The following is an 11,687-nucleotide window of genomic DNA, read 5'->3' as shown; positions in this document are numbered from 1 at the left end:
ATACGTGGGCAAAAATAAAATTGGCATTAAAAACTTTCTACCGCATAGAGACCCAATGCTCATGGTGTCTTATATTACCCATATAAATGACGATAGTGCCACAGGAGAATTTCAGATAAACAACGATTGCGTTTTTGTAAAAGATGGTGTTTTAAAAGAACCTGGTCTTATAGAGAATGCTGCGCAAGTTAGCTCTGCGGTTGTGGGGCAAAGTTTTTTTGAAAAAGGAGATTTAGAAGGTAAAACTAATAATATTACAGGCTATATAAGTGCAATTAAAAAAGTAACTATACATCAGCTTCCAAAGGTAGGAGATACCATTGTGACCAAGACAAAGCTGGTTTCTAGGTTTGATACAGAAGGAGTTAGCATTTGTACAATTGAAGGGGCTATTTTTAATAATGATGAATTAATTGTAGCTTGTACTCTAAACTTTCTAATTCACGAAATATAGAGATGAAGAAAAACGAAGTGCCTCAGGATAAAAGTAATCTAGAGTCGGCTAATATTAAAGAAATGTATTATGCTGTAGATGAAAACGGAGAATATACTACAGAATTAAGTACTGGTTGGGACCCTAAAACCATTGCTTTAGATAATGCTATTAAGGATATAGAGGAAAGAACCGAGATTGCTAAACAAAAAGTTTTAAATAATACTACCAGTCCTATTGAGTATTACATGGAACTCCACAAAATGGATGTAGGTATTTTAGCAAGTTATGTTGGCATGTGGGCATGGAGAGTAAAAAGACATTTTAAACCTTCCGTTTTTAAAAAGTTAAATAAAAAAATACTTCAAAAATATGCCGATATTTTTGAAATTACTGTTGAACAACTAAAGGATATTCATAAATAAAGTCCATGGAAATAAACTTTACCCACAAACAATCTGCACATTGTGAAAATGGCGTAGTGTCTAACTTAATGCGTTTTAATGGTTTTGAAGTTAGTGAACCAATGGTTTTTGGCATTGGCTCTGGATTATTATTTAGTTACCTTCCTTTTTTAAAAGTTAATCATGCACCTGTAGTTACATATCGTGCAATGCCAGGAACTATTTTTAATCGTTTTGCAAAACGTACTGGGGTAAAAATAAAACGCGAAAAATTTAGTACTGCGCAAAAAGCAAAAGCAAGGTTAGATGAGAATTTAGAAAAAAATAACCCTGTTGGTTTGCAAGTTGGAGTGTATAATTTATTGTATTTTCCAGAGGAATATCGCTTTCATTTTAATGCTCATAACATGGTGGTATATGGGAAAAAAGAAGGAAGATATTTAATAAGTGATCCTGTTATGGAGGAGGTAACCTCTCTATCAGAAAAAGAACTAGAAAAAGTTCGTTTTGCTAAAGGAGCATTTGCCCCTAAAGGGCATATGTATTACCCTATAGAGTTTCCAGACAAATTAGAATTAAAAAAGGCAATTGTAAAAGGGATTAAGCATACTTGTAAAGACATGACTGCCCCTGTTCCTATTGTTGGAGTAAAAGCTATACGTAAAATTGCAAAACTAATTCGTAAGTGGCCAGCAAAAAAAGGAGTTAAAACCGCTAATCACTATTTAGGACAAATTGTTCGTATGCAAGAAGAGATTGGTACTGGTGGTGGTGGCTTTAGGTATATTTATGGTGCTTTTTTACAAGAAGCAAGTAAGATTTTGGAGAATGACCAACTTTCTACAATGTCTAAAGAAATTACACAAATTGGAGATTTATGGCGAGATTTTGCTGTAGATGCTTCTCGTATTTATAAAAACCGTAGTGCAACCGAAGATGGTTATAATAAAGTGGCGGATCAATTGGCTACTATTGCAGATAAAGAAGAAGCTTTTTTTAAAAAATTAAAGAAGGTGGTCTAATTTTATATAAAAATGATAACTATTAACCAACTATCTAAAAAATATATAGGAGCAGAAGAATATTCGGTGTCCAATATAGATTTGGTAATAGAAAATCAAGAAATTTTTGGTTTGCTAGGGCCTAATGGCGCTGGAAAAACTACTTTAATTTCTATGCTTAGTTCTTTAATAAAACCAACGGAAGGTTCTTTTACAATAAACGGACTTACCTACAAACAAAATAAAAATAAACTTAAGCAAATTATTGGTATTGTTCCGCAAGAATACGCTTTGTATCCATCATTAACAGCATATGAAAACCTTTTTTATTTAGGAAGTATGTATGGGCTTAAAGGAAATAAGCTTAAGGAGTTAATAAAACAACATGTAGAAATTCTAGGTTTAACCGATTTTTTAAATAAAAAAATTCTTCATTTTTCTGGCGGAATGAAAAGAAGAATTAACCTAATAGGGAGTATTTTACACGAGCCAAAAGTGTTATTTTTAGATGAACCAACAGTAGGTGTAGATGTACAATCTAAAAATGCAATAATTAGTCATTTAAAAGAATTAAATAAAAACGGAGCTACCATTGTTTATACATCGCACCATTTAAATGAAGCAGAAAATTTTTGCACTAGAGTTGGTATTATAGATCACGGTAAGCTTATTTGTAATGGAGAACCTTCTGAATTAATAAAACTACAAGAAGGAGCTCGTAGTTTAGAAGAGGTTTTTATTGCAAAAACAGGCAAAGAACTCAGAGATTATGTATAAACTTTGGGCTTCAGCATATAAAGAATTTTTACTTCTAATCAGAGATTTAGGAGGAATGGCCATTCTTTTTGTAATGCCGTTAATTTTACTAATAACCATTACTTTAATTCAAAATAATACCTTTAAGACCATTAAGGATTCTAAAATTCCTATTCTTTTTGTAGATAATGACAAAGGTTCTGTATCGCAACAAATCAATAAAGGACTTACGAGCACCAATGCTTTTGAAGTAATAAATAAGGTTTCAGAACAGGAAGCCAAAGACTTAGTTTTTAAAGGGGATTATCAATTAGCAATTGTAATACCAGAAAACTTATCTTCAGATTTAGAAATAAAAGTAAATGAAAATGTTGATGGTATTCTAGCTAAATTTGGAGTAGAGGAAGAGTTAGAGCCTAGTATTCCAAAAAAAGATAAGAAGAAAGAAGTTAAACTTTATTTTGATCCTGCAACCCAACAATCTTTTAAGAGTTCTGTTAAGAATGGCATAGACAGAGTAATTTCGGGCATAGAGATACAAACTATTTATAAAGCTTTTGAAGAACAGCTGTCTGAAGAGCCTAGTACAGAGCCAATTTTTGACACCAATAGTTTTATCTCCTTTAAGGAGATAGTCCCGGAAAGTACTAAAAATGCCATACCAAATGCCAGTCAGCATAACATTCCTGCATGGTCCTTATTTGCTATATTTTTTATTATACTACCACTTTCCATAAATATGGTAAAGGAAAAGTCTCAAGGAACTTTTGTTAGGTTACGAACAAACCCTGTTTCATATGCTACCGTTTTAGGAGGAAAAACTATAGTTTATTTAGGTGTTTGTGTACTGCAATTTGTGCTTATGCTATTAGTGGGATTGTATTTGTTTCCTGTTATTTCTCTACCAGAAATTAACATTACGGGAAAATTGCCATTACTATTAATAGTTTCTTTATTTGCAGGCCTTGCGGCAGTAGGTTTAGGATTATTACTTGGTACAGTTTTTAAAACACATGAGCAATCTGCACCTTTTGGAGCAACTTTAGTAGTTATTCTTGCAGCTTTAGGAGGCGTATGGGTTCCTGTTTTTGCAATGCCAAAATTTATGCAAACTTTATCAAATATATCTCCAATGAATTGGGGATTAAATGCATTTTATGACGTTTTCTTAAGAAATGTAGGTTTTTCAGAAATTATTCCAGAAATTACACTCTTGTTTTTATTTTTTATAATTACAACAACAATAGCCATACTTTATAATGAGAAAAAAATTGCGGTCTAAACCCTCAAAGGAAATTTCCTATACTAGTGAAATTCGTGTACGTTTTGTAGAAACGGATCCATTAGGAATTGTATGGCATGGTAATTATATACAGTATTTTGAAGATGGTAGAGAGGCTTTTGGAAGACATCACGGTGTTTCCTATTTAGATCAGAAAGATAATAATTTTTCTACGCCAATAGTAAAATCTAGCACAGAGCATAAATTACCATTGCGTTATGGAGATATAGCTACTGTTAAAACAACTTATGTAGATTCCCCCGCTGCAAAAATGATTTTTAAGTATGAAATTTTTAATCCTGAAGGAGAAATTGTTTGTACTGGAGAAACGGTTCAGGTTTTTGTAGAATTAGGAGGAGAATTATCCTTGACAATTCCTGATTTTTTTATGAATTGGAAAAGAAAAGTGGGTTTAATAGATGCGTAAAATTTATCTTTCCTATAATAATATAGTTTCGTCTTATGGCTTTAACAGTGCTGCTGCTGTTAATAAGATTAAAGATGAAATTACTAGTTTAAAACTTGTTAATAATAAAGCGTTAATGCCAGAGTCTTTTTATTCTTCTTTAGTAGATAAAGAAAAATTGGAAGAAGAATTTACGGGTTTAAACTCTAAAAATGCGCATACTACATTAGAGAAAATGATGATACTTTCTCTAAGTAAAGTTATTTCTGCTAGTAAAATTAAAATTACAGAACGCACAGGGTTAATTATTTCTACAACCAAAGGAAATATTGATGCTTTAGAAATAAATACTTTACACAATGAAGGTAAAGCATATTTATCTGAATTAGGAAAAGCAGTGCAAACTCATTTTGGGTTTTTAAAAGAACCTTTGGTTTTATCTAATGCTTGTGTTTCTGGTGTTTTAGCAACATCCATAGCAAAACGCTTAATTAAGCAAGATTTGTTTGACTCTGTTTTTATTGTAAGCGGAGATTTGGTAACTAAGTTTACAGTTTCTGGTTTCAATTCTTTTCAGGCACTAAGTAATGAACCATGTAAACCGTATAGTAAAAATAGAACAGGAATTAATATTGGGGAAGTTGCAGCAAGTATTTTGGTAACAAAAGATATTTCTAATTTAGCACCCGAAGCAGTAGAGATTTTAGGAGATGGTACCGCTAATGATGCAAACCATATTTCTGGCCCTTCAAGAACTGGAGAAGGTTTGGTTAGGAGTGTAAATTCAGCTCTTAAAGAGGCTAATATTCTTGCTTCGGATATAGATTATATTTCGGCTCACGGAACAGCAACAATCTTTAATGATGAGATGGAGGCAATAGCTTTTAATAGGTTGCAAATGAACAAAACACCACTTAATAGCCTTAAAGGTTATTTTGGTCACACTTTAGGGGCTTCAGGCTTATTGGAGACTATAATAGGAATGCATTCCATGCATAAAAACACACTTTTTGCTTCTTTAGGTTTTGATGAAATAGGAGTAAGTAAAACAATAAATATTATTAAAAGTACTGCCGCTAAAAATCTTACTATTTTTTTAAAAACAGCTTCTGGTTTTGGAGGTTGTAATACAGCAGCAATTTTTAAAAAAGTAAAACACTAATTACTCAAAATTAAATAAATGCCACAAAAACACATGAAAGCAATAGATGCATTAGAAGAAGCACAAAAAATTGCTTTTGCACCGTTTATTTTTCAAACCTCAGTTTCTTTAAAAAAATTGGGGGTTTTGGATTATATTTTTAAAAAAAATAAATCGGGAGGAACTACTATAGATGAAATAGCAAAAGATTTATCTGTTAGTGAGTATGGTTTAGGTGTTTTGTTAGAAATGGCAGAGAGTTCAGATATTGTTTATGTAAATGAAAATAATAAATACGAGCTTACTAAAGTTGGTTATTTCTTAGCGTTTAATGAAACTGCTAGGGTTAATATGAATTTTACTAATGATGTGTGTTTTAAAGGGCTTTATCATTTAAATGATTCTATAAAAACAGGAAAACCTTCTGGTTTAAAAGAGCTTGGAAAATGGGATACCATTTATGAAGGGTTATCTGTTTTACCAGATGAAATTAAAAAATCTTGGTTCGAGTTTGATCACCATTATTCTGATGGCGCTTTTGAAGAGGCTTTAAAAATTCTTTTCAGAAATAAACCAAAACAAATTTTTGATATTGGCGGTAACACAGGAAAATGTGCTTTACTTTGTTGTAAGCATGATCCAGATGTTAAGGTTAAAATATTTGATCTTCCTGGTCAATTAAATGTGGCACTTAATAATGCTAAAAAGAATAATTTAGACCATAGAATTTCTGGACAAGAGATAGATTGGCTTTCTGAAAATCCAAAAGTAGGAACTGGAGCAGATGTTATTTGGATGAGTCAATTCTTAGATTGTTTTTCTGAGGATGAGATTGTAAAAATACTATCTACCTGTGTAGAAGGCATGAATGAGGATACAGAACTTTTAATTATGGAAACGTTTACAGACAGGCAACGGTTTGATAATGCTAAATTTATTCTAGAAGCAACTTCTTTGTACTTTACAGTACTTGCTAATGGTAACAGTAAAATGTACAGAGCAGAAGTTATGATTAGACTAGCGGAAAAAGCTGGACTATATATTAAAGAAGATATTGCTATAGGAGAATACCATACTATATTAGTTTGTAAAAAAAGATAAGAATAATTGAGTTCTAAAACTTACATAAAGAGTTATTGTCATATAAAAAACAATTCTATTTTGTTAAATGGAGAATTGCTTTATAAGGCTCCAGAAGAAGAATCTTTTGTAGACTTTATAAAAATGGCATATAAAAATTTGGAAACAGATTATTCCAAGTTTTTTAAGATGGATAGCTTAAGTAAATTAGCTTTTTTAGGGGCAGATGTTTTATTAAAACATGAAAATGTTGTGCCAGAAAAAGAAGAAAATATTGCACTTGTTTTTTCTAATAATGCCTCTAGTTTAGATACGGATAGAAAGTATCAAAAATCTATAGAGGATAATGCTAATTTTTATCCTAGTCCGGCTGTATTTGTATATACATTACCAAATATTTGCATGGGCGAAATTAGTATTAAACATAAACTGTATTCTGAAAATAGTTTCTTTATCTTTGAAAACTTTAACCCAGAATATCTATATGCATATAGTAAGGGCTTAATAGAAGAAAATAAAGCAGAAAAGGTTTTGTGTGGTTGGGTAAATGTAGATGAAGAAGAGTATACCGCTTTTTTATATCTAGTAACAAAAGAGAAAACAGAAATTCCGCACACAATTAAAGAAATAAATAGTAGATTTTAAATATTATGGAAGCGTTAAAAGAAGAGTTAAAAAATAAGATTATTGAGCAGTTAAACTTAGAAGATGTTTCAGTAGATGAAATTGCAGATAATGACCCTTTATTTGGAGAAGGCTTAGGGCTAGATTCTATTGATGCTCTTGAACTTATTGTAATGTTAGATAAGGATTACGGGATAAAATTGTCGGATCCAAAAGAAGGGAAAAAGATATTTGAATCCATAGATACAATGGCTACTTATATTTCTGAAAATAGCCCTAAATAACAATCTTAGAGAAAGATTTTATATTATTTTTTAAGAATCTATGAATAAGGGAGTTGCAATAACTGGAATGGGAATTATTTCTGCAATTGGAAACAATGTAGAAGAGAATTATAATTCCTTAATTTCTGGAAACAAAGGCATTTCTAGAATTTCTAAAATAGATACGGTTCATAAAAATGCTATTATGGTTGGTGAAATTGCTTTCACTGACAAAGAGCTAGAAGAACAACTAGGAATACCACCAGACAATAATTATTCTAGAACAGCTCTTTTAGGATTAGTAGCGGCTAAGGAAGCAATAAAAAATGCTAATATTCTAGATATTACAGCACACAAAACTGGATTAATTTCGGCAACTAGTGTTGGCGGAATGGATAGGACAGAGAAGTACTATTATGACTATCTAGAAAGTGATGCGCATAGAAAATATATAGAAGGCCATCATGCAGGAGATTCTACCCAAAAAATAGCAGAAGAGTTAGGCATAAAAGAAAGTTTAGTTACTACTATTAGTACTGCATGTTCCTCGGCAGCAAATGCTATAATGTATGGCGCCAGACTTATAAAATCTGGAAAGCTAGACCGTGTTGTGGTTGGCGGTGCAGATTGCCTATCTAAATTTACCATTAATGGCTTTAAAACCTTAATGATATTATCAGACACCTATAATACCCCTTTTGATGAAAATAGAAAAGGACTAAATTTAGGAGAAGCAGCAGCTTTTTTAGTGCTAGAGTCTGATGCCTTGGTAGCTAAAGAGAATAAAAAAGTATTGGCCTACGTAAAAGGATATGGGAATGCTAATGATGCTTATCACCAAACAGCATCTTCTGAGAATGGAGATGGAGCTACTTTAGCAATGGAAAAAGCTTTAAAAGTTGCCAATTTAAAACCAGAGGCTATAGATTATATAAATGCACACGGTACTGCAACAGGAAATAATGATTTATCGGAAGGTAGAGCTATAATACGTGTTTTTAAAGATGCCGTTCCGGATTTTAGTTCTACAAAACCATATACAGGACATACCTTAGCAGCTGCAGGTGGTATAGAGGCAGTGTACTCTATTTTAGCACTTCAGAATAATGTGGTATTTCCTAATTTAAATTTTACAACTCCTATGAAGGAGTTTGCAATTAGGCCGCAAGTACAAATAAAAGAAAAAGAATTAAATACAGTTTTATCAAATTCTTTAGGGTTTGGAGGAAATTGTTCCACCGTAATATTTTCTAAATAATGAAAAAAGTTTTTATAAACGGTTGTGGTGTTATTTCTGCTCAGAAAACCTTTGATAATAAAGCGTTTTTAGAGGAAGTAATTACCTATAATGACAGAGTTATGCCTGTGGTAAACCCTGTTTATAAAGATTTTATTTCTGGCGGTGCAGCTCGTAGAATGGCTCTTGGTGTAAAAATGGGAGTAGTTGCTTCTAATATTGCTATGCAAGACGCACAACTAGATTCTGTAGATGCAATAATCACAGGAACTGGAATGGGGTGTTTAATAGACTCTGAAAAATTCTTGAGTAAATTAATAGATAATAACGAAGAGTTTTTAACCCCAACTTCATTTATACAGTCTACACACAATACTGTTGGCGGACAAATAGCTCTAGGCATACAATGCAAAGGATATAATTTTACATATGTACATTCTGGAGCGTCTTTTGAGTCGGCTTTACTAGATGCGCAATTACAATTATCTTCAGGCGAGGAAGAAAATATACTAGTTGGTGGTGTAGACGAGAATGCCCCACATACAGTTAAGATTCATCAATTAATAGGTTTTGTAAAAGAAGAAAATACAGATACTTCTTCTTTATTAGAAAGTAATACTTCCGGAGCTATTTTTGGAGAGGGAGCAGGTTTCTTTGCACTATCTACTACACAACAAGAGAGTTCTTACGCTCAAGTAATTGCAATAGAAACCCTAAATACAATTTCAAAAAAAAATTTAGAAAAACGTATAATTTCTTTTTTAGAAGAAAGCGGTTCTAATGTATCCGAAATAGATGCTGTTATCCTAGGTAATAATGGCGATGTAGATTTTGACGGGTATTATAATCTGCTTTCTGAAGGTGTTTTTGCAGATACACAACAAGTATATTACAAACATTTATGTGGCGAGTATAATACGGCATCTTCTTTTGGCTTTTGGTTAGGAGCTAAGGTTCTTAAAACCCAATCTATCCCAGATGTGGTTAAACTAAATCAGAAACAAACTAAAACTTTAAAAACCATTCTATTATATAATCAGTATAGAGGAGAAAATCATAGCTTCACTTTACTAAAACAATGCTAAGGTTTGGTAACGTAAATAGAATTGTAATTGCACTTTTCTGTTTGTTATTACTTACAAGTTATTGGTTTCCTATTCCTGTTTATGTATATGGCATTATTGCTTTTATTTGGTTTGCGCTAACAGTTTTTGGTTCTTTTTTTATTCAATGGAATTACCATTTAACCTCCTATCATAAAAATAAAAAAATAGAAGAAAATAAAGTTGCCATTACTTTTGATGACGGTCCGCATCCAGAATTTACGCCTCAAGTTTTAGAACTTCTAGAAAAATATAATGCAAAAGCTACTTTTTTTTGTGTTGGTAAAGAAATAAAGGAACACCAAGCTATTGTTTCTACAATATTAGAAAAAGGGCACACTATAGGGAATCATACTTATTCACACACTCGTAATTTTGGTTTTTTAAGTACAGAAAAGGTAAAGCAAGAATTAGAAGAAACAAACACTCATGTTAATGCTGTTTTTAATAAAAATATGCGTTTATACAGGCCGGCTTTTGGGGTAACAAACCCAAGAATTAAACAGGCAGTAAAAGATTTGGGCTTAACTTCTATAGGTTGGAGTGTTCGTTCTTTAGATACTACCAAAAGAACAAAGAATATGGTGGTGCGTAGAATAACCAAAAACTTAAAAAAAGGCGATATTATTCTTTTACACGATACTAGTGCTAAAAGCGTGGCTGTTTTGGAACAGTTATTGCTATTTTTACAGCAGAAAAAAATGCAGTCTATAACTGTAAATAAATTACTAGATATTGTAGCTTATGAATAAGATAGTATATTTTCTTTTTTTTATTGCTTTAGGAACAGTAGCTACGGCACAAACAAAAATGAGCTCTAAAGAGGCTGATGCATTAAAGAATAAAGTGAAAGTTACGGCAAATAAAACCCAATCTATCTCTAGTGATTTTACCCAATACAAACATTTAGATTTTTTGTCTAATGATATAGAGTCTACAGGGAAGCTGTCTTTTAAAGCTCCAAATACAGTAAAATGGGAATATGTAAAGCCTTTTGCGTATTCCGTTTTGTTTAAAGGAGAAACCCTTTATATAAATAATGAAGGAGATAAGAGTAATGTAGATATTGGTTCTAATAAGTTATTTAAAGAGCTAAATACACTTATAGCAGCTAGTATAAAAGGCGATATGTTTAATGATGAATACTTTGCTATCACCTATTTTAAAAAAGATAAAAATAGCGAAGTGCATTTTGCCCCTAAAGACCCAAAATTATCTGAATTTATAAAAGTCTTTCACATTACATTTACTAGTAATGGGGATGTTTTGGAAGTAAAAATGGTAGAGCCTTCTAATGATTATACGCGAATTATTTTTTCTAATCGTGAAGTAAATAAAGTAATTCCAGATGCGGTATTTGCTCAGTAGTATTTGTTTCTTAGTTATGGTTTCCTGTGCAAGTTATCCTAAGAAAAATGGTTTTGCAGAAAGTAATATAAGTGTATCTCAAGTTTATAATCCTTATTTTTCTAATGCAAAAAAGGATTATGTTTATAAGGCCGATTTACAGTTTTATAAAAAAAAATTCTCTGGAATTATTATCATAAAAAAGATTACAGATAAAGAGCATAGATTAGTTTTTACAACGGAAATGGGAAATAAAATTTTCGATTTCTCATTTTATAAAAATGACTTTAAAGTAAATCATATCTTGGAAGATATGAATAAGAAAATTATTTTGAATGTTTTAGAAAGAGACTTTACAACATTAGTAAAAGAATTTAATGTAAGTACCCAAACTTATACTAAAGAACATATTCAAGTTAAAGAAGCGGAAGTATTAAACAAAAACCATTTTTACTTTTATGAGAATATAGGCTTAACAAAAATTGTTAGAGAGGGTAATGGAAAGGAGAAAGTGGTATATCAATTTTCAAACATAAAAGATGCTGCTGCAATGCGTATATTAATAGAACATAAAAACATCAAATTAAAAATACAATTAAAAGGAATTTAA

15 protein-coding genes are annotated in these 11,687 nt (G+C 31.5%); all 15 read left to right on the top strand.

Translation table 11 applies throughout. The features are described from left to right. Positions 1 to 4 precede the first annotated feature (4 nt). From Q0820_RS02750 to Q0820_RS02680, 15 genes are read left to right on the top strand one after another with little or no spacing between them, the layout of a single operon-like run. The gene (locus Q0820_RS02750) at positions 5 to 454 is read left to right on the top strand and encodes an ABC transporter permease (RefSeq protein ID WP_298484870.1); all 450 of its coding nucleotides are present in this window, start codon (positions 5 to 7) and stop codon (positions 452 to 454) included. Between the two features lie 2 nt (positions 455 to 456). Beyond that, complete coding sequence (locus Q0820_RS02745) at positions 457 to 858, top strand: hypothetical protein (RefSeq protein WP_298484868.1); 402 nt, start codon at positions 457 to 459, stop codon at positions 856 to 858. A gap of 5 nt (positions 859 to 863) precedes the next feature. Beyond that, positions 864 to 1,859: a BtrH N-terminal domain-containing protein gene (locus Q0820_RS02740; protein WP_298484866.1), complete on the top strand. Its 996-nt coding sequence runs from the start codon at positions 864 to 866 to the stop codon at positions 1,857 to 1,859. A gap of 12 nt (positions 1,860 to 1,871) precedes the next feature. Beyond that, positions 1,872 to 2,615: an ABC transporter ATP-binding protein gene (locus Q0820_RS02735; RefSeq protein ID WP_298484864.1), complete on the top strand. Its 744-nt coding sequence runs from the start codon at positions 1,872 to 1,874 to the stop codon at positions 2,613 to 2,615. After that, the gene (locus Q0820_RS02730) at positions 2,608 to 3,876 is read left to right on the top strand and encodes an ABC transporter permease (protein ID WP_298484863.1); all 1,269 of its coding nucleotides are present in this window, start codon (positions 2,608 to 2,610) and stop codon (positions 3,874 to 3,876) included. The genes Q0820_RS02735 and Q0820_RS02730 overlap by 8 nt, the downstream gene beginning before the upstream one ends. Next, positions 3,854 to 4,303, top strand: a complete 450-nt coding sequence (locus Q0820_RS02725; protein ID WP_298484862.1) for a thioesterase family protein — start codon at positions 3,854 to 3,856, stop codon at positions 4,301 to 4,303. The genes Q0820_RS02730 and Q0820_RS02725 overlap by 23 nt, the downstream gene beginning before the upstream one ends. After that, positions 4,296 to 5,444: a beta-ketoacyl synthase gene (locus Q0820_RS02720; RefSeq protein WP_298484860.1), complete on the top strand. Its 1,149-nt coding sequence runs from the start codon at positions 4,296 to 4,298 to the stop codon at positions 5,442 to 5,444. Before Q0820_RS02725 ends, Q0820_RS02720 begins: the two co-directional genes overlap by 8 nt. 18 nt (positions 5,445 to 5,462) lie before the next feature. Further along, entirely contained in the window at positions 5,463 to 6,524 is a 1,062-nt protein-coding gene (locus Q0820_RS02715) for a methyltransferase (RefSeq protein WP_298484859.1), read from the top strand. A 6-nt stretch (positions 6,525 to 6,530) separates the two neighbouring features. Further along, complete coding sequence (locus Q0820_RS02710) at positions 6,531 to 7,148, top strand: 3-oxoacyl-ACP synthase (RefSeq protein WP_298484857.1); 618 nt, start codon at positions 6,531 to 6,533, stop codon at positions 7,146 to 7,148. Positions 7,149 to 7,153: 5 nt separating this feature from the next. Continuing rightward, positions 7,154 to 7,411 carry a phosphopantetheine-binding protein gene (locus Q0820_RS02705; RefSeq protein WP_121063768.1) on the top strand — a complete coding sequence of 86 codons (258 nt, stop codon included), beginning with the start codon at positions 7,154 to 7,156 and terminating at the stop codon, positions 7,409 to 7,411. 40 nt (positions 7,412 to 7,451) lie between these two features. After that, positions 7,452 to 8,648 carry a beta-ketoacyl synthase gene (locus Q0820_RS02700; protein ID WP_298484856.1) on the top strand — a complete coding sequence of 399 codons (1,197 nt, stop codon included), beginning with the start codon at positions 7,452 to 7,454 and terminating at the stop codon, positions 8,646 to 8,648. Beyond that, on the top strand, positions 8,648 to 9,712 hold the full coding sequence (locus Q0820_RS02695) for a beta-ketoacyl synthase N-terminal-like domain-containing protein (protein ID WP_298484854.1): 1,065 nt from the start codon (positions 8,648 to 8,650) through the stop codon (positions 9,710 to 9,712). The genes Q0820_RS02700 and Q0820_RS02695 overlap by 1 nt, the downstream gene beginning before the upstream one ends. Next, positions 9,706 to 10,482 (top strand): polysaccharide deacetylase family protein, encoded by a 777-nt coding sequence (locus Q0820_RS02690; RefSeq protein WP_298484852.1) that lies wholly within the window; start codon positions 9,706 to 9,708, stop codon positions 10,480 to 10,482. Before Q0820_RS02695 ends, Q0820_RS02690 begins: the two co-directional genes overlap by 7 nt. Next, positions 10,475 to 11,098, top strand: a complete 624-nt coding sequence (locus Q0820_RS02685) for an outer membrane lipoprotein carrier protein LolA (protein WP_298484850.1) — start codon at positions 10,475 to 10,477, stop codon at positions 11,096 to 11,098. Before Q0820_RS02690 ends, Q0820_RS02685 begins: the two co-directional genes overlap by 8 nt. Then, positions 11,079 to 11,687 carry a hypothetical protein gene (locus Q0820_RS02680; RefSeq protein WP_298484848.1) on the top strand — a complete coding sequence of 203 codons (609 nt, stop codon included), beginning with the start codon at positions 11,079 to 11,081 and terminating at the stop codon, positions 11,685 to 11,687. The genes Q0820_RS02685 and Q0820_RS02680 overlap by 20 nt, the downstream gene beginning before the upstream one ends.

Origin of the sequence: uncultured Maribacter sp. (genome assembly GCF_947495965.1) — a bacterium.
Lineage (GTDB): Bacteria > Bacteroidota > Bacteroidia > Flavobacteriales > Flavobacteriaceae > Maribacter_B.
The sequence above is the reverse complement of the archived record's forward strand: the minus strand, read 5'-3'. Positions and strand labels throughout refer to the sequence as shown.